Source organism: Paraburkholderia panacisoli, assembly GCF_008369935.1.
Lineage (GTDB): Bacteria > Pseudomonadota > Gammaproteobacteria > Burkholderiales > Burkholderiaceae > Paraburkholderia > Paraburkholderia panacisoli.
Window position 1 is genome coordinate 163,100 of the sequence record NZ_VTUZ01000017.1, and the last position, 15,989, is coordinate 179,088.

Sequence of the window (15,989 nt, forward strand, 5' to 3'; positions counted from 1 at the left end):
ACTGATGCCACCGATGCCGCCGACGCTGACGACGCCCCTGAATCAACGCGCTTTTATGATCGGATTTTCATGAGCGAATTTCGTATCCGCGGACTGCGGAAATCGTTCGAGGGCCAGCCGGTGCTGCACGGCATCGACCTCGCGGTCGAGCGAGGCACCCTGCTCGCGCTGCTCGGCCCGTCGGGTAGCGGCAAGACCACGTTGCTGCGTGTGCTGTGCGGGTTCGAACGCGCAGATGGCGGCAGCGTCGAGATCGACGGCCGCCGCGTCGCCGACGACAATCTGCACGTGCCGTCGGAACAGCGGCGCATCGGTTATGTGCCGCAGGAAGGCGCGCTGTTTCCGCATCTGTCGGTCGCCGACAACATTGTGTTCGGCCTGCCGCGCACACAGCGCCGCGCGCGGCATCGGGTGGCCGAGCTGCTGGAGCTGGTCGGCTTACCGGCGGACTTCGGCGAACGCGCGCCCCAGCAGTTGTCGGGCGGCCAGCAGCAGCGCGTCGCGCTGGCCCGCGCGCTGGCGCCGGCGCCGACGCTGGTGATGCTGGACGAGCCGTTCTCGTCGCTCGACGCCGCGTTGCGGCTCGAAACCCGGCAGGCGGTGGCCAGCGCGTTGGCTGCCGCCGGCGCGACGGCCGTGCTGGTCACGCACGATCAGTCCGAAGCCTTGTCGCTCGGGCATGAAGTGGCGGTGTTGTGGAACGGCCGGCTGATCCAGACGGCGACGCCGGAGACGCTGTACCAGCGGCCGGTGACGCGCGAACTGGCGTCGTTCGTGGGCGAGGCGGTGTTGTTGCCGGGCATGGCCGAACGGGACCGCGTGAGTTGCGAACTCGGCGACCTGGCGCTGGCCGCGCCCATGAGCCATGGCGCGGTCGATGTGATGGTGCGGCCCGAACAGATCCGCCTGCTGCGCGCCGGTGAGACGACTTCTGATGGCACAGCTTATGAAGCCGTCGTCACCGAGGTGGTCTTTCAGGGGCAGGACGCCGGCGTGGCGCTGCAATTGCAGTCCGGCTCGAGGACGATGGTGCGCGCTCGGGTGCCGGGTTATCTGTGTCCACGGCCTGGGGAACAGGTGCGGGTTGCGGTGGATGGAAAGGTGACGGCTTTTTTGCGGGGTTAGGGGCGTTGGACGTTTGTGGTTTCGCGGCAGCCGTTTTTGGCAGCCCAGTGCTCACGTGCGAAGCGCGAAACCACAAATCAGCCAGGCCGCTTCGTGCCCCCGCTTCGTGCCCTATTCCACCGTCCCCCGCGACGGCGTCCGCAACGACAAATCCTGCACCATCTGCGCGGCCAGATAGTCGCAAGTCGGCCGGTCTGATTTGGCGCTGCGCGCCACCACGATCTCCAGCGGCGCGATCTTCGGCAAGCCTTGCGCTTCGCCGAGAATCGCGAGCCGCGCCGGCACGCTGCAACGCGTGAGCGCAATCACCGACAGCCCCGCATCGACAGTCGCCACCAGCCCCATCAGGCTGGCGCTGCTGAACGCCGCCCGATAGCGAATCCGTGCGCCATCCAGGGCGGCCAGCGTATGCTGCCGCGCCACGCAGCCGGGCTCGTAGAGTCCCACCGGCAACGGCGACGCCGCCAGCACCGGCGTGTCCACCGACGCCCCCACCCACACCATCGGCTCGCTGCGCACGAACTCGCCGCGCAGCTTGCGATCGCGCGTGACGAACGCGAGATCGATCTTGTTATCGGCCAGCATCGGCGCGAGCGACGTGCTCTGCGCGCAGACGATCTCGATCTCGACGTGCGGATACAGATTCGAAAACCGCCGCAACACCGGCGACAACAGCGACGACACGTAATCGTCCGGCGCGCCGAGCACGACGCGCCCCGTCACCTCGGGCCGCACGATTGCCGACCACGCCTCCTCATGCAGCGCCAGGACGCGCCGCGCGTATTCGAGCAGCGTATTGCCGGGCCGCGTGAGCGACAGATTGCGCGTGTTGCGCGCGAATAGCGTGGTGCCGAGCATGGTTTCGAGCCGCTTGATCTGCATGCTGACCGCCGCCTGCGAGCGATGCACGCTGGTCGCCGCCTTCGTGAAGCTGCCCGTTTCCACCACCGCGACGAAGCTGCGCAACAGATCGACGTCGAATTCCGGGTGCATGATTTATCAATTCAGCTGATGGAATTGCTCAATTTAATTCGTTTGTGGGGGCCGTGCAAGCCGCGCAATATTCAGGACATCACGTCAGACCACGTCACGGAGCCGTTTCGCATGTCCCTCACCCCACGTCAACAAGGCGCAATCACGCTCGCCAGCGGCGGGCTTCTGATGGGCACGATCGGTGTTTTCGTCGAAGAAGCGCGGCTCGACGCGCCGACGCTCGTGTTCTTTCGCTGCCTGTTCGGCTTTCTGTCGCTCGCCGCGTATTGCGCGTGGAAGGGTTTCTTCACGCGCGCCCATTTCACGCGCCGCACCGTCGTGCTCGCGCTTGTGTCGGGCGTGCTGATGGTCACCCAGTGGGTCGGTTTCTTCGACGCGATCCATCGCACCAGCATCGCGGTGGCGACGGTCGTGTTTCACGTGCAGCCGTTCTGGGTCGTGCTGATCGGTGCGGCGCTGTTCAACGAGCGCCTCGGCGCGGACCGGCTCGGCTGGATCGCGACCGCCTTCGTCGGTCTCGTGCTCGCATCGGGCGTCGCCGCGACGGAGAATCTGCAGGGCCATACGAGCTACCTGATCGGCATCGGCGAAGCGCTGGTGGGATCGCTGCTCTACGCGAGCGTCACGCTGATTGCGAAGGGGCTCGGCAATTTACGGCCGCATCTGCTGACGCTCGCGCAATGCGCGGTCGGCGTGGTGTGCCTGCCGTTCATCGCACCGCTTGGCGCCGTGCATATCGGCCCGATGCAGTGGTTCTGGCTGGTCGGCATGGGCGTGCTGCATACCGGACTCTCATATGTGTTGATCTACGGCGCGCTGCCCAAACTGAGCACGCCGGTGATCGCCGTGCTGCTGTTCGTCTATCCGCTCACGGCGATCGTGGTTGATGCCCTCGTGTATGGCCGGGCGCTGTCGCTGCCGCAACTCGCGGGGATGGTGCTGATCGTGGTCGCGAGCCTGGGCGTCAATCTCGGCTGGCCGCTGATATCGTGGCTGCGGGCTGGCGGCCGGGCACGGCGGCACGCTGATTGAGACACGGGCGCACCGCCGCATCCTGCGATAGCGCCGACACTGCCCGCTCTCGTCGCTGCGGCGAACCGGAACAAGTTTCGCGGCTGCCTTCGTCTAACGATCGTAGTGAAAGCGACAAGCGATCACGTAAACTTTGCCCGCTCTCGGCAAGTAGACCAGTCGGTCGGCAAGCGTGATACGGCGCGACCATAAGCCGCTCAGGCTGCCAACCAATGCCTCCGGCTTGCCCGTGCCGCTATACGGATCGCGCCGGCACTCTTCCAGCAACGTGTTGATCTTGCGCAAGACCTTCGGATTGGTCTCCTGCCAGTACAGATAGTCGTCCCACGCTTCGTCGGTAAACATAAAAACGCTGTCAGCCTTTGCGGCCTCCACGTTGCGGCTTTTCTGTTGGTTCATCGGTCAGCAGTTCGCGCGCAGTCGCACCGCCGGAGTTCAATTGCGCGATAGACCTGGCAAGCCGCTGGGCGTTCTTCGACGAACTCAACAGATACAAGGTCTCCTGCATCGCGTTGAAATCGTCGAGCGACACCATGACCACGCTCTCGCCACTCTGCCTCGTAATAAGCATTGGCGTGTGATCCCGGCAGACGTCGTCCATCGCTTGCTTAAAGCCGGCACGCGCCTCGCTGTAAGTAAGGACGTTCATTCGTTATCCGATCTGAGAGGTTGCCCTCCAGTCGCTCCAGTCAAAAAGTTAGAGACGATTCCCACCGCACGGATAGCTCTCGCGGCCACGACAGCCGGTTGAGACCAGTGGTCTCCGAAGCAAGAAACCCTTCGGGGGGTTCGGCAATCATTGTACATAGAACCGTACAGATCGGCAAACCCAAAATCGGCGGAGAAAAGCGTCGTCCAACCGAGGGAAAGCATGCCCGCTCGCAGCCGCTCGCGCCACTCGGCCAAACGGCCATCATCACTGGGGCAGCACTTCCCCTTTCGTCTCCGGAGCGAACGGAATCACGAACAGCCCGATCACGAACGCGAGCGCGGTCAACGCAACCGGCACGCCGAGCGTATGCATGTGCAGCACCGCCGCGCCGAGCAGAAAGTTGACACCGGCACCGACAAACCGCCCGAACGACGTGCAGAACGCAAACGCCGTGGCCCGCACGCGGGTCTCGAATTGCTCCGGCAGCCACAAGCTGAACAGCGCGAAATTGCCGCCGAAGAAACCCAGCACGAACAGCCACGCGATGAACGGCGCGAGCCCGTTGGGCAGATAGAACGCCCAGCCGAAACTGCCGAGGATCGACACCGCCATGCCAGCGAAATAAATCGCCAGCGTCTTCTTGCGCCCGATGCGCTCGGCGATCGGCGGCAACGCGAGGCAGCCGAGAATCGTCCCGATGGACAGCAGCCCCGTCGCCAGCGATGCCATTCTGATCGAATCGCCTTTCGCGAGACCGGCGCGAGTCGCCAGTTGAATCACTGCGGACGGCTCGTACACCGCGCCGGCCCACAAGCCGATGATCGCAATCGTCAACAGGATGCACGCCACCCAGGTTCTGCGCCGATAGGTCGGCCCAAGGATTTCGCGCAGCGGACGGGTGCGCACGGCGTTCGCTTCAGCCTTTTGCCACTTCTCCGGCTCCTTCACACGCAGCAGGATCAGAATCGCCACCACGACCGGCACCGCGCCGGTGAGAAACATCGCGCGCCAGCCGTAGTGCACGCCGATCGTGTAGTTGAGCGCCGCGGCCAGAAAAAAACCGGCGTAGTAACCCGTTTGCAGATAGCCCGCGCCCATCTTGCGGCGATCCTCCGGCCACGCTTCGGCCACGTAAGTGCCGGCCAGCGCCCACTCGCCGCCGATGCCGACCCCCGCGATGAAGCGATAAATGCCGAGTTCCCACACATTCGTCGAGGTCGCGGCGAGCCCCGTGAAAATCGCGAACGTGAAGATGGTGCCGGCCAGCACCTTGGTTCTGCCGAAGCGGTCGGCGAGCGGCCCCCAGATGAACGACAGTCCCCAGCCGACCAGGAACAGCGCGAACAGGATCGACCCGGCCAGCCCGACGTTCGCCGGCGTGGCTGCGAAACCGGAGCGCGGCAGCAACTCGGTCAAGGCCGGCGTCAACACCAGCGCGTAGATGAACGAGTCCATGCCGTCGAGCGTCCAGCCCGCCCATGCCCCCCAGAATCCTACGATCTGCGAACGATTGAGCGGCGTTCGGCGCCGCGTGACCGGCGTGCGGTCGGTCAGTGTATTCATCATGCTCCTCCGGCCCTACGGTTGGCGTACGTAACGGGAACGACGAGATGGCGCGCGCTGATCGACGCGGTTGCTTCGAGGCCTCTCGTCGTGTAACGAAAGCAGGCCGCGCAGCAGGCCCGTTGGAATATTCTTCCGGGTTTGTCCTCGTGGAAAGCGCGTATTTTTATATATAATATTTGATACTATGAGCGACGCAACAGATGGTTTTCCCCTGGTCACGCCCGTGCGCAGCCCGCTTTTGCCCGCTGCAGCGCCGCGTGAGAGCACCCCACGCGTGGTCGCGGAGGCGCTGCGCACGGCGATCGTCGACGGCACATTGGCGCCTGGCGCGCCGCTGCGGCAGGACGCGATTGCGCGGCACTTTTCTGTCAGTGCAATTCCCGTGCGCGAAGCGCTGCGCCAGCTGGAAAGCGAAGGCTGGGTGCGCGCCGCGGTGCACAAGGGCGTCACGGTCGCGCCTTTGTCGGCGGACGAAGCGCGCGAGATCTACGAGATCCGCTCCGCGCTGGAGAGCCTCGCCATCAGCCTCGCGATTCCGAACCACACTGCAGGAACGCTGCGCGAAGCCGCAAGCCTGTGCCAGGCCGCCGAGCGCGAGCCGGACCCGTCGCTGTACGTTGCGCGCAATGCCGCGTTTCACATGAGCCTGTATGCACCAGCCGGGCGCGCGCAACTGGCGGACATGATCGGCATGCTGCATCGGCGCGGCGAACGGTATCTGCGCCTGAAGTTCGGCTTGCCCGTGTACAAGGGCGAGTCCGACAATGAACACGCCGCGCTGCTCGACGCCGTGCAGCGCCGCGATATCGCGGCGGCGCAATCGCTGGTGGTCGCGCATCTGCTCGGCACCGGCGAACTGCTGCATCGTTTTCTGACCGAACGCGCGCAGGCGGAAGCCGCGCTCGCGAATCAACCGAAGCCGCGCGGCAAACGCCCGCGCGCCACCACCGGAGTTGCCTGAGCCGATGAACCGTCCCGCCGAAGCCGCCGTGTCACCACCCGCCGCCCGTCCCTGGACCACGCGCCGCGACGAGAAGAACCGCCGCCTCGCCGCCATTGCACCCTGGCTCGAAGACGGCGTGCTGCCGACCCACCGCATCGTCGATGCGCTCGAAACGCTGATCCGGCCCGGCGATCGCGTCGCGCTCGAAGGCGACAACCAGAAGCAGGCCGACTTTCTGTCCCGCTCGCTCGCCAAGGTCGATCCGCAAAAGATCCACGACGTGCATCTGCTGATTTCCAGCATCAGCCGTCCTGAGCATCTGACGCTGTTCGAGCGCGGCATCGCGCACAAGGTCGATTTCTCGTTTGCCGGGCCGCAGAGCTTGCGGGTTGCGCAACTGCTCGAAGACGGCCAGCTCGAAATCGGCGCGATCTACACCTACGTCGAGCTGTACGCGCGCATGTTCGTGGACCTGACGCCGCAGGTCGCGCTGCTGTGCGCGGAAAAGGCCGACCGGCACGGCAATCTGTACACCGGCCCGAATACTGAGGACACCCCGACCATCGCCGAAGCCGCCGCGTTCCGGCATGGCATCGTGATCGTGCAGGTCAACGAGATCGTCGACGAGTTGCCGCGTGTCGACATTCCCGGCTCGTGGGTGGACGTGGTCGTGCAGGCGGACCGGCCGTTCGCCGTCGAGCCGCTCTTCACACGCGATCCGCGCCACATCGGCGACCTTCAGGTGCTCACCGCGATGATGGTGATTCGCGGCATCTATGAACCGTATGGCGTCACCTCGCTGAATCACGGCATCGGCTTCGACACCGCGGCGATCGAGTTGCTGCTGCCCACTTACGGCGAGTCGCTCGGGCTGAAGGGCAAGATCTGCCGCAACTGGACGCTCAATCCGCATCCCACGATGATTCCCGCGATCGAATCGGGCTGGATCGACAGCATCCATTGCTTCGGCAGCGAAGTCGGCATGGAGGCGTATATCGAGGCGCGCCCCGACGTGTTCTTCACCGGCAGCGACGGCAGCCTGCGCTCGAACCGCGTGCTGTGCCAGCTGGCCGGCCAATACGGCGTCGATCTGTTCATCGGCTCGACCTTGCAGATCGACGCCGACGCGAATTCGTCGACTGTCACGCGCGGGCGTCTCGCCGGCTTCGGCGGTGCGCCGAACATGGGCCACGATCCGCGCGGCCGGCGTCATTCGAGCGAAGCCTGGCTCAAGCTGCTGAAGGACCAGGGGCCGGTGTCGCGCGGCCAGAAGCTGGTCGTGCAACTGGCCGAGACTTACAAGAAAGGCGGCGAACCGACCTTCGTCGATGAACTCGACGCCGTCGCGGTCGGTGCTAAAAACGGCATGCCGGTCGCGCCGGTGATGATCTATGGCGACGACGTCAGCCACGTCGTCACCGAGGAAGGCATCGCGCATCTGCACAAGGCCGAAGGCATCGACGAACGGCGCGCGGCGGTGGCCGCCGTGGCCGGCGTGACGCCGATCGGCTTGCGCGCGAAGCCGGAGAAGACCGCCGAACTGCGCCGGCGCGGCATCGTCGCGTATCCCGAGGACCTCGGCATCCGGCGCGGCGAAGCCAAGCGTTCGCTGCTGGCCGCCCGCAGTATCGACGATCTGGTGACGTGGTCGGGCGGTTTGTACGCGCCGCCGGCGCGCTTCAGGAGCTGGTGACGATGGCGCCCGCCGTTTTGTCGAAGCGTGCGGAAGGACGAGCGTGCGCGGTGCTGGCCGCGCCTGCGGATTCGCACGCCACGGTTGCTCCCGTCTCACCCACAGATGCGCAACTGGCGCGTTACGCGGTCACCGCGCTGATCGACGAAGCGCAACTCACGCCCAAGCCCGCGCTGGTCGACCGGCGCGGCAGCGGCGCGCATCGCGACCTCGATCTCGCGACGATGTTGCGTTCGGCGCATGCGCTCGAACCGACCTTTGCGGCGCTTGCGCGCGCCGCGCGCCGCCGTGGCGAACCGTCCGCGCTGCTGCGCGCCGAACTCGCGCAGATCGGCCGCGCCGGCGAGCAGGACATGCTGCGCGCTACCGGCGGCAGCAACGCGCATCGCGGCGCGATCTGGATCGTGGGCCTGCTGGTGGCGGGGGCGGCGGTCGATGCGCGCGCCACTGCGTCTGCGCTTGCGTCTGCGGTTGCGTCAGGCAATGCCAAGCATCCAACCGCAGCACGAATCTGCACGCGCGCCGCGCATATCGCGTGCTTCCCGGACCGTTTCGCCGCGCCCTCGGACAGTCATGGCGAACGCGCACGCCAGCGCTATCAGGTCGGCGGCGCGCGCCGCGAAGCGCAGGACGGCTTCCCGCATGTGATCGACGTGGGCCTGCCCGCGCTGCACGCAGCGCGGGCCCGGGGTACCGGCGAAAACGCCGCGCGCGTCGACACACTGCTGGCAATCATGGCCTCGCTCGACGACACCTGCCTGCTGCATCGCGCGGGCCTGCCCGGCTTGCACGCCGGGCAGCACGGCGCGCGACGCGTGCTGGACACCGGCGGCAGTTCGGCGCCGGCGGGCCGCGCCGCGCTGGCCGCGCTCGAACGCGAACTGCTGTCGCTCAACGCATCGCCTGGCGGCGCGGCCGACCTGCTCGCCGCCACCCTCTTTCTCGACATGCTGGCGCCTCACGACGCCGGCCGGAGCCCAGACCCATGGAACATCTGACCTTCGACTATCCGGCGCAACGCGCCGTCACGACCCGCGCGCATGTCGGCGTGGTCGGCTCGGGCGATCTGGAAGTGCTGCTGTCGCCCGCCGGCAACCCCGGCGCGCTCGCCGCGCACGTGGTCGTGCGCACCAGTGTCGACGGCTATAGCCACATCTGGAAGAGCGTCCTCGACCGCTTCTTCACCCGCTACGACGGCGCCGCGCAAATCGAAATCAACGACTTCGGCGCGACACCCGGCGTGGTCGCGCTGCGGCTCGCGGAAGCGGTCGAAGCCGCCGAAGCAGGAGACGACGCATGAACCACCTTGCAAGCGCTCATTCCGCGCCGCTCTTGCGCGACAGTTTCATCGAACTGCCGGCGCGCGAACGCGCCCGCTCGCTGCTGGACGCGGGCAGTTTTCGCGAGCTGCTCGGCCCGTTCGACAAGATCGAGTCGCCGTGGCTCGCGCTGCAAGGCGTCGTCTGCCAGGCCGACGACGGCTGCGTGATCGCGCGCGGCACCATTGACGGCGAGCCCGCGGTGGTCGCGGCGATCGAGTCCGCGTTCCAGGGCGGCAGCATCGGCGAAGTGTCGGGCAGCAAGATCGCCGCGGCGCTCGAGATGGCGTTGCGCGACTGCGAACGCGGCAAGCTCGTGCGCCCGGTCGTGCTGTTCGAAACCGGCGGCGTGCGGTTGCAGGAAGCCAACCTGGGCCTCGCGGTGATCGCGGAGATTCAGGCGGCGATCGTCGCGTTGCGCCGGCACGTGCCGGTGGTCGGCGTGATCGCCGGCATGGTCGGCTGCTTCGGCGGCATGTCGCTCGCGGCCGCGCTGTGTTCGTACCTGATCGTGACGAAGCAGGGCCGGCTCGGCATGAACGGCCCCGAGGTGATCGAGCAGGAAGCCGGCATCGACGAACTCGATGCGAGCGACCGCCGCCGCGTATGGCAACTGATCGGCGGCGAGCAGCGCACGGCGACCGCGCTCGCCGATCGGCTGGTCGACGACGACGCCGACGCGCTGCGCGCCGCCGTGCATGCCGCGTTCGCGCAAGGTGTGCCGGCCGCGCATCGCAGCGAACAGGTCGAGGTGTTTCTGAAGCGGCTCGCGCTGATCGATCCCGCCAGCGTCACGCCAGAGAGCATGCGTGACGTGTACAACCCCCAACTTGACGACGCCACCAGCAGGGAGCAGGCATGAGCGACACCCTTTCGAGCCGCGGCGCGCGCTGGTTCCACGCGCTTGCCGGCGAACCGTCGGGCAAGCCGCCCGTGTGGAGCGGCGATGCGTCGCTCGGCGGCGAGACCGCGCGCTTCATCGCGGTCGTGCCCGACCCCGCCAATCGCTTCCCGCGCGCGATCGATAACGTGGTCGGCCTCGAACAGGGCTGGCAGCTCGCGCGCGCCGTGCGCGAAGCGATCGAACAGGATGCGGCGGGTAGCACGCGCCGGCCGATCGTCGCGATCGTCGATGTGAAGAGCCAGGCGTACGGCTATCGCGAGGAAATGCTCGGCATCCATCTCGCGTGCGCGGCCGCCGTCGACGCGTATGCGTGCGCGCGCGACGCCGGCCATCCGGTGATCGCGCTGATCGTCGGACCGGCGATGTCGGGCGCGTTCCTCGCGCACGGCTATCAGGCCAACCGCATCGTCGCGCTCGACGCGCCCGGCACGCTGGTGCACGCGATGGGCAAGGAAGCCGCCGCGCGCGTCACGCGCCGCACGGTCGAAGCGCTCGACGCGCTCGGCGAAACCATCGTGCCGATGTCGTATTCGATGGCGTCGTTCGCCAAGCTCGGGCTGCTCGACCGCTTGATCGAAGGCGTCGATGCGGATGCGCCGGACGCGTCGCAGATCGAGCATGTGCGACAGGTGCTGTGCGAGCAGATTCGCAGCGCGCGCGACGGTGGGCGCACGCTCGCGCATCGACTGGAATCGGCGGCGGCGCGCACGAATCGCGCGGCGTCGATCGAAGTGCGCCAGCGTCTCGCCGAACAATGGGATACCGTGTGATGCGGCTCTGCGCGGCGCCACCGTTTGCCGGCGGGCATGCGCTGTCATGCGACGCGCGCTGGCGGCCGCACGACCTGCTGCGCTTGCGGCGCCTGCCCGCATTCGACGACGAACCGGCGTGGGTCCGCGCGGCGTTCGAGCGCGCGCCCTATGCGGTCGTCAGACGCGCACTGGCCGCCGAGGGCTTCGTGGCGATCGGGGTGCGCGGTGTCGAGCGGGCGCAGCGCTATGGCACATGGGCAGAGGCCAGCGATATCGAAGCTGCCATGCCGCCGGAGACGTTGGCGGGCGCCACACCGATAACCGGGCGCGATGCGTTGCCGCCATTCGCGGCGCTTGCCTTTTTGCAAAGCGACACGCTCGGCCCGCTCGCCGGACTCGTCTGGGGACCGACGGGCAGCGCCGGTTTTGAACTGGCTACGCGCGTTCCAACCGTGACTGAGTCGAGCGATCTCGATCTGCTGATCCGCACGCCCGAACCGCTTGCCCAGGACTTCGCACGTGCCTTGCTCGATCAAGTGCTAACGCTCGCGAAACGCGCCGGCATTCGTGTCGACGCACAGCTCGAAACGCCGGCGGGTGGCATCGCGTTGGCCGAATGGGCTGCGGGCAAACCACGCGTGATGGCACGCAACGCACACGGTCCGCAATTGATTGCCGATCCGTGGGCCGCGGCTCGCACAGCTCAGGACGGCGACGCCTGATGCTCGCGCTGCTCTGTCCCGGCCAGGGCGCGCAGACCGATGGGTTCCTGCACCAACTGCCACAACATCGCGCGGTGCGTGACACGCTCGAAGAAGCCTCACAAGTACTGGGTGTCGATGTGCTGAGCCTGGACACGCCGGACGCGCTCCGTTCGACCGTCGCCGTGCAGCTCGGCTTGACGATAGCGGGCGTGGCTGTCGCGCGCGCGCTCGCAGATGAACAGCTCGCGCCGGAGGTCAGCGCGGGGTTGTCGGTCGGCGCGTATGCGGCGGCGGTGAGCTGCGGCGCGGTGCAGTTCGCCGATGCGTTGAAGATGGTGCGGCGGCGCGCCGAGCTGATGGAAGCGGCATACCCTTCCGGATATGGCCTCGCGGCGATTTCAGGTTTGACCGAGTATCAACTCGAAACACTCGCCGCGCGGCATGCGGATGAGCAACGGCAGCGCGTCTATATCGGCAATGTGAATGCGCCGCGTCAGATCGTCATGGCGGGCGCGAACGATGCGCTGGACGCGTTCATCGTCCGCGCGCTGGCGACGGGTGCGCGCAAGGCCAACCGGCTCGCGGTGAGCGTGCCGTCGCATTGCGAACTGCTCGCGCAGGCCACCGATGAACTCGCCGCCTATGCAAGCGAAGTGCCTTTTCATGCGCCGCACAGCACCTATATCGGCAATCGCGGCGGGCGGCCGTTGTATACGGCCGACGCGATCCGCGACGATCTCGCCACCAACATGCGCTACACCGTGCGCTGGTTCGACGCACTCACGGCAATGCAGGAAATGGGCGCGCGCGTGCTGATCGAAGCGCCGCCGGGGCAGGTGCTGACTGACATCGCGCGCGAGAACTTCCCGGACGCCACCGCACTCGCTGCCAGCATCTTCTCGTTCGACAGGCTCGTGGCGACGGCTCGCAGGCGTCTTGCGACGGACTGACGGAGCGTGAGCCGCGCTGCGGCCTGCTCCCGCTTCACCGCTTCACCGCGTCTCGATCAACTGCCGTCCCAACGCCTTCGCATACTGATCGCACGCACTGCGCGCCACGCGTGATGCCGCCAGCACGCCGACGTCCGCGTCATCGCGGTAGTACATCGCCACGTCGATCGGCGGCGGCAACGGACGCACCTGCAATTGCCCCAGTTCGCCACTGCTCAGATAAGGCTCGACGAACAGCGCGGGCACCGCCGCGATCCCGTAGCCATCGCGCAGCAGTTTCACAATCACCGCCACCGACGGCATGCACGTGACCTGCGTCTGCGCGAGCGGCACACCGGCGCGCTTCGCGAGGCCCTGCACGATCGCCTCGACCGCGAGTTGCGGTGCGGTGCCACGGCCAAACGTCAGCACCGGCTTGCTCAACACGGTCTGAACGTGTTTTGCGCGGCTGGCCGGAATCAGGTCGCTGCGCGCGATCCAGCGAACCGGGTAACTCGCCAGCAACGTCGCGACGATCGACGCCTCGTGCTCGCCGGTTTCCTCCACCTGAATCACCAGGTCCAGTTCGCCCGCGCGCAAACGCGGCCCGAGCACCGCGCTCGAATCGACCGTCAGATCCACGACGATCCGTTTGTACTCGCTATTGAGCATCCGGATGTAGTCCGGCAGCCAGCTATGCACGACCGTTTCGATCACGCCGAGCCGCAAGCGCGTGGCCACCAGGGTTTCGTCCTGCGCGGCCAGTTGCAGCGAGCGCGTGGCCTGCACGACGGAACGCGCATGCGCGAGCAGCCGTTCGCCATTCGCCGTGAGCTGAAAATCCGCTGCGTCGCGCTCGATCAACGCGACGCCCAACTCCGCCTCGAGTGTCTTGATGCGCAGCGAAATCGCGGCGGGCGTCGCGTGCATCGCGGCGGCCGTCGCGCGAAAACTGCCCAGCCGGGCAAGCGTCAGAAACGTTTCGACGAAGCGGGTATTCATGGGTGATGACTCTCTCGACAACGACGGGATGCGCGCGATTCTTAGCCCAACTCCCAGCCGGACTCTCAGCCGGAAACCGGCCGTGACGCCGTTAAGTTTAATTTAACGAAACGCAAGAAAAACTCGCTGGATGGATATTTTCGGCGTGACTAATCTGGATTGCATCGCAGGATTTCATCGATCACACGATTTACCTGGAGTCGAGCAGTCCATGTCCTACACACCATCCGAATTTCGTCGGCAGATTCGCAGCCGACGCCTGTCCGGCCCCACTGCGGGCTACTGCGGCGACTACGCGCAAGCCAATCTCGCCATCCTGCCGAAGCAATACGCCGACGACTTTCTGCGTTTCTGCACGCTCAATCCGAAGGCGTGCCCGTTGCTGGGCATCGGTGAACCGGGCGACTGGCGCGTGCCCGCGCTCGGCGCCGATCTCGACGTCCGCAACGACGTGCCCGCGTTTTACGTGTACCGCCACGGCGAGCGCGCCGAGGAAGTCCGCAGTCTCGACGAACTGTGGCGCGGCGACCTGGTGGTGTTCGCGATCGGCTGCTCGTTTTCCTTCGAGGAGATGTTGCGGCGTGAAGGCATCCCGTTGCGCCATCTCGAACAGCAGGTCAACGTGCCGATGTATCGCACGCGTGAGCGCAACGTCGCCGCCGGCGTGTTCGGCGGTAACCGCGTCGTGTCGATGCGGCCGATGAAAGCCGCCGACGCAATCCGCGCGATCCAGATCACCAGCCGTTTTCCAGCGGTGCATGGCGCGCCGGTTCATCTTGGCGATCCGTCGCTGATCGGTATTCGCGATCTGGCGCGGCCCGATTTCGGCGACGCGGTCGAAATACGCAGCGACGAGCTGCCGGTGTTCTGGGCCTGTGGCGTCACGCCGCAAGTGGCGATCGAAAGCGCGCGGCTGCCGTTTGCGATCGCGCACAAGCCCGGACACATGCTCGTCACCGACATTCCCAACACCTCGCTGGCGGTGCTGTAGCCACGGCGCGGCGAGTCCCACCGCAAGGCCGCGCGACGACATGCGGCCCACCACGACGACCGGAGTTCAAGCATGGAAACCGAAGCGCAGTTGACCGCGGACACCGACGCTTATGGCGCGTCCGGCACACGCAACGAGAGAGGCCCGTTCGCGTGGTATCGGCAGATCTCCGCGAGCGAGAAACGCGCGTTCTGGAGTTGCAAGATCGGCTACGTGCTCGACGCAATGGACACGCAGTTCCTGAGCTTCGTGATCCCGACGCTGATCGCGACATGGGGCATCACGCGCGGCGACGCCGGCCTGATCGGCACGGTCACGCTGCTGAGTTCGGCGCTCGGCGGATGGGGGGCCGGCGTGCTGTCGGACCGCATCGGCCGGGTGAAGACCTTGCAGATCACGATTCTCTGGTTCGCGGTTTTCACGCTGGCTTGCGCGCTCGCGCAAAACTTCTCGCAGTTGCTGTGGGCGCGCGGGCTGATGGGTCTCGGCTTCGGCGGCGAGTGGACGGCAGGAGCGGTGCTGATCGGCGAAGTGATCCGCGCGCGTGATCGCGGCAAGGCAGTGGGTTTGGTGCAGGCCGGCTGGGCGATCGGCTGGGGCGTGTCGACGCTGTTGTTCATGGCCGTGTTCTCGCTGGTGCCGGCCGAGTACGCATGGCGCGTGCTGTTTGCGATCGGCATCGCGCCGGCGCCGTTCGTGATCTGGATTCGCCGCTTCGTCGAAGAACCGGACGTGCATCGGCAGCAGAAAGAAGCGCAGGCCGCCACGCAAACGCGCACGTCACTGCTCGATATTTTTCGCGGCGATATTGTCTGGACGACGTTGCGGGCTTCCATCCTCGCGACCGGCGTGCAAGGCGGCTACTACGCGGTGACCACGTGGCTGCCGACGTATCTGAAAACCGAACGACATCTGAGCGTAATCGGCACCGGCAGCTATCTTGGCGTGGTGATCGCAGGTTCCTACTGCGGTTATCTGACAGGCGCTTATGTCAGCGACAGGATCGGCCGCAAGCGCGCGTTCATCGCATTCGCGCTGGCGTCGTGCGCGATCGCCTTGATCTACACGCAACTGCCGCTCGACAACCTCTCGATGCTCGTGCTCGGTTTCCCGCTCGGCTTCTGCGCATCGGGCATTTTCTCGGGTATGGGCGCGTTTCTCACCGAACTGTTTCCGACCCGCATTCGCGGCTCGGGTCAGGGGTTCTGCTACAACTTTGGCCGGGCGGTCGGTGCAACGTTTCCGTTCCTGATCGGCTACGTATCGCAAACGATGACGCTCGGCCATGCAATCGGCGTGTTTGCCGCGGCGGCGTATGGCGTGGTGATCCTGGCCGCGCTGACGCTGCCCGAAACCAAAGGACGGCAGCTGAGCGCCTGAACCA

The 15,989-nt window shown here is 66.4% G+C and carries 17 protein-coding genes; 12 read left to right on the forward strand and 5 right to left on the reverse strand.

What is annotated here, in order from left to right:
- Positions 1-69 precede the first annotated feature (69 nt).
- Positions 70-1,125, forward strand: a complete 1,056-nt coding sequence (locus FVF58_RS24930) for an ABC transporter ATP-binding protein (RefSeq protein WP_149672496.1) — start codon at positions 70-72, stop codon at positions 1,123-1,125.
- Between the two features lie 111 nt (positions 1,126-1,236).
- On the opposite strand, the gene FVF58_RS24935 is transcribed toward FVF58_RS24930, so the two are convergent.
- The gene (locus FVF58_RS24935; protein WP_149672497.1) at positions 1,237-2,118 is read right to left on the reverse strand and encodes a LysR family transcriptional regulator; all 882 of its coding nucleotides are present in this window, start codon (positions 2,116-2,118) and stop codon (positions 1,237-1,239) included.
- Between the two features lie 111 nt (positions 2,119-2,229).
- Between FVF58_RS24935 and FVF58_RS24940 the strand changes: the two genes are divergently transcribed.
- Complete coding sequence (locus FVF58_RS24940) at positions 2,230-3,150, forward strand: DMT family transporter (RefSeq protein WP_149672498.1); 921 nt, start codon at positions 2,230-2,232, stop codon at positions 3,148-3,150.
- A 93-nt stretch (positions 3,151-3,243) separates the two neighbouring features.
- Here FVF58_RS24940 and FVF58_RS24945 read toward each other — a convergent pair whose 3' ends face one another.
- The 3 genes from FVF58_RS24945 to FVF58_RS24955 form a co-directional block, all read right to left on the reverse strand.
- Complete coding sequence (locus tag FVF58_RS24945) at positions 3,244-3,495, reverse strand: Txe/YoeB family addiction module toxin (RefSeq protein ID WP_149672499.1); 252 nt, start codon at positions 3,493-3,495, stop codon at positions 3,244-3,246.
- Positions 3,496-3,505: 10 nt separating this feature from the next.
- Entirely contained in the window at positions 3,506-3,799 is a 294-nt protein-coding gene (locus tag FVF58_RS24950; protein ID WP_149672500.1) for a type II toxin-antitoxin system Phd/YefM family antitoxin, read from the reverse strand.
- Positions 3,800-4,066: 267 nt separating this feature from the next.
- Positions 4,067-5,365, reverse strand: a complete 1,299-nt coding sequence (locus FVF58_RS24955; protein ID WP_188130920.1) for an MFS transporter — start codon at positions 5,363-5,365, stop codon at positions 4,067-4,069.
- Positions 5,366-5,552: 187 nt separating this feature from the next.
- On the opposite strand from FVF58_RS24955, the gene FVF58_RS24960 reads away from it, so the two are divergent.
- Genes FVF58_RS24960 through mdcH form a run of 8 tightly spaced genes read left to right on the forward strand, consistent with a single transcriptional unit; the run spans position 5,553 to position 12,633 of the window.
- Positions 5,553-6,329, forward strand: a complete 777-nt coding sequence (locus tag FVF58_RS24960; protein WP_149672502.1) for a GntR family transcriptional regulator — start codon at positions 5,553-5,555, stop codon at positions 6,327-6,329.
- Positions 6,330-6,333: 4 nt separating this feature from the next.
- Positions 6,334-8,004 (forward strand): malonate decarboxylase subunit alpha, encoded by a 1,671-nt coding sequence (gene mdcA, locus FVF58_RS24965; protein ID WP_149672503.1) that lies wholly within the window; start codon positions 6,334-6,336, stop codon positions 8,002-8,004.
- Positions 8,005-8,006: 2 nt separating this feature from the next.
- On the forward strand, positions 8,007-9,002 hold the full coding sequence (locus FVF58_RS24970) for a triphosphoribosyl-dephospho-CoA synthase (RefSeq protein ID WP_149672504.1): 996 nt from the start codon (positions 8,007-8,009) through the stop codon (positions 9,000-9,002).
- Positions 8,990-9,304, forward strand: a complete 315-nt coding sequence (locus FVF58_RS24975; RefSeq protein ID WP_149672505.1) for a malonate decarboxylase subunit delta — start codon at positions 8,990-8,992, stop codon at positions 9,302-9,304. Before FVF58_RS24970 ends, FVF58_RS24975 begins: the two co-directional genes overlap by 13 nt.
- On the forward strand, positions 9,301-10,185 hold the full coding sequence (locus tag FVF58_RS24980; RefSeq protein ID WP_149672506.1) for a biotin-independent malonate decarboxylase subunit beta: 885 nt from the start codon (positions 9,301-9,303) through the stop codon (positions 10,183-10,185). Before FVF58_RS24975 ends, FVF58_RS24980 begins: the two co-directional genes overlap by 4 nt.
- On the forward strand, positions 10,182-10,997 hold the full coding sequence (gene mdcE / locus FVF58_RS24985) for a biotin-independent malonate decarboxylase subunit gamma (RefSeq protein ID WP_149672507.1): 816 nt from the start codon (positions 10,182-10,184) through the stop codon (positions 10,995-10,997). Before FVF58_RS24980 ends, mdcE begins: the two co-directional genes overlap by 4 nt.
- On the forward strand, positions 10,997-11,701 hold the full coding sequence (locus tag FVF58_RS24990) for a malonate decarboxylase holo-ACP synthase (RefSeq protein ID WP_149672535.1): 705 nt from the start codon (positions 10,997-10,999) through the stop codon (positions 11,699-11,701). Before mdcE ends, FVF58_RS24990 begins: the two co-directional genes overlap by 1 nt.
- Positions 11,701-12,633 carry a malonate decarboxylase subunit epsilon gene (gene mdcH / locus FVF58_RS24995; RefSeq protein ID WP_149672508.1) on the forward strand — a complete coding sequence of 311 codons (933 nt, stop codon included), beginning with the start codon at positions 11,701-11,703 and terminating at the stop codon, positions 12,631-12,633. Before FVF58_RS24990 ends, mdcH begins: the two co-directional genes overlap by 1 nt.
- A gap of 42 nt (positions 12,634-12,675) precedes the next feature.
- Here the strand turns inward: mdcH and FVF58_RS25000 are convergent, their stop codons facing one another.
- Positions 12,676-13,614 (reverse strand): LysR family transcriptional regulator, encoded by a 939-nt coding sequence (locus FVF58_RS25000; protein WP_149672509.1) that lies wholly within the window; start codon positions 13,612-13,614, stop codon positions 12,676-12,678.
- Positions 13,615-13,825: 211 nt separating this feature from the next.
- On the opposite strand from FVF58_RS25000, the gene FVF58_RS25005 reads away from it, so the two are divergent.
- On the forward strand, positions 13,826-14,605 hold the full coding sequence (locus FVF58_RS25005) for a putative hydro-lyase (protein WP_149672510.1): 780 nt from the start codon (positions 13,826-13,828) through the stop codon (positions 14,603-14,605).
- A gap of 72 nt (positions 14,606-14,677) precedes the next feature.
- A complete protein-coding gene (locus tag FVF58_RS25010; protein WP_149672511.1) occupies positions 14,678-15,985 on the forward strand; it encodes an MFS transporter in 1,308 nt (435 codons plus the stop codon).
- Positions 15,986-15,989: the final 4 nt, after the last annotated feature.

What these genes read in the sequence shown, in the direction of transcription:
- FVF58_RS24945 (WP_149672499.1), bottom strand. Translation starts at nt 3,495, where the DNA reads ATGTTTACCGACGAAGCGTGGGACGACTATCTGTACTGGCAGGAGACC.
- FVF58_RS24930 (WP_149672496.1), top strand. Translation starts at nt 70, where the DNA reads ATGAGCGAATTTCGTATCCGCGGACTGCGGAAATCGTTCGAGGGCCAG.
- FVF58_RS24975 (WP_149672505.1), top strand. Translation starts at nt 8,990, where the DNA reads ATGGAACATCTGACCTTCGACTATCCGGCGCAACGCGCCGTCACGACC.
- FVF58_RS24960 (WP_149672502.1), top strand. Translation starts at nt 5,553, where the DNA reads ATGAGCGACGCAACAGATGGTTTTCCCCTGGTCACGCCCGTGCGCAGC.
- mdcE (WP_149672507.1), top strand. Translation starts at nt 10,182, where the DNA reads ATGAGCGACACCCTTTCGAGCCGCGGCGCGCGCTGGTTCCACGCGCTT.
- FVF58_RS24980 (WP_149672506.1), top strand. Translation starts at nt 9,301, where the DNA reads ATGAACCACCTTGCAAGCGCTCATTCCGCGCCGCTCTTGCGCGACAGT.
- FVF58_RS24940 (WP_149672498.1), top strand. Translation starts at nt 2,230, where the DNA reads ATGTCCCTCACCCCACGTCAACAAGGCGCAATCACGCTCGCCAGCGGC.
- mdcH (WP_149672508.1), top strand. Translation starts at nt 11,701, where the DNA reads ATGCTCGCGCTGCTCTGTCCCGGCCAGGGCGCGCAGACCGATGGGTTC.
- FVF58_RS25005 (WP_149672510.1), top strand. Translation starts at nt 13,826, where the DNA reads ATGTCCTACACACCATCCGAATTTCGTCGGCAGATTCGCAGCCGACGC.
- FVF58_RS24955 (WP_188130920.1), bottom strand. Translation starts at nt 5,365, where the DNA reads ATGAATACACTGACCGACCGCACGCCGGTCACGCGGCGCCGAACGCCG.
- FVF58_RS25000 (WP_149672509.1), bottom strand. Translation starts at nt 13,614, where the DNA reads ATGAATACCCGCTTCGTCGAAACGTTTCTGACGCTTGCCCGGCTGGGC.
- FVF58_RS24935 (WP_149672497.1), bottom strand. Translation starts at nt 2,118, where the DNA reads ATGCACCCGGAATTCGACGTCGATCTGTTGCGCAGCTTCGTCGCGGTG.
- mdcA (WP_149672503.1), top strand. Translation starts at nt 6,334, where the DNA reads ATGAACCGTCCCGCCGAAGCCGCCGTGTCACCACCCGCCGCCCGTCCC.
- FVF58_RS24950 (WP_149672500.1), bottom strand. Translation starts at nt 3,799, where the DNA reads ATGAACGTCCTTACTTACAGCGAGGCGCGTGCCGGCTTTAAGCAAGCG.
- FVF58_RS24970 (WP_149672504.1), top strand. Translation starts at nt 8,007, where the DNA reads ATGGCGCCCGCCGTTTTGTCGAAGCGTGCGGAAGGACGAGCGTGCGCG.
- FVF58_RS25010 (WP_149672511.1), top strand. Translation starts at nt 14,678, where the DNA reads ATGGAAACCGAAGCGCAGTTGACCGCGGACACCGACGCTTATGGCGCG.
- FVF58_RS24990 (WP_149672535.1), top strand. Translation starts at nt 10,997, where the DNA reads ATGCGGCTCTGCGCGGCGCCACCGTTTGCCGGCGGGCATGCGCTGTCA.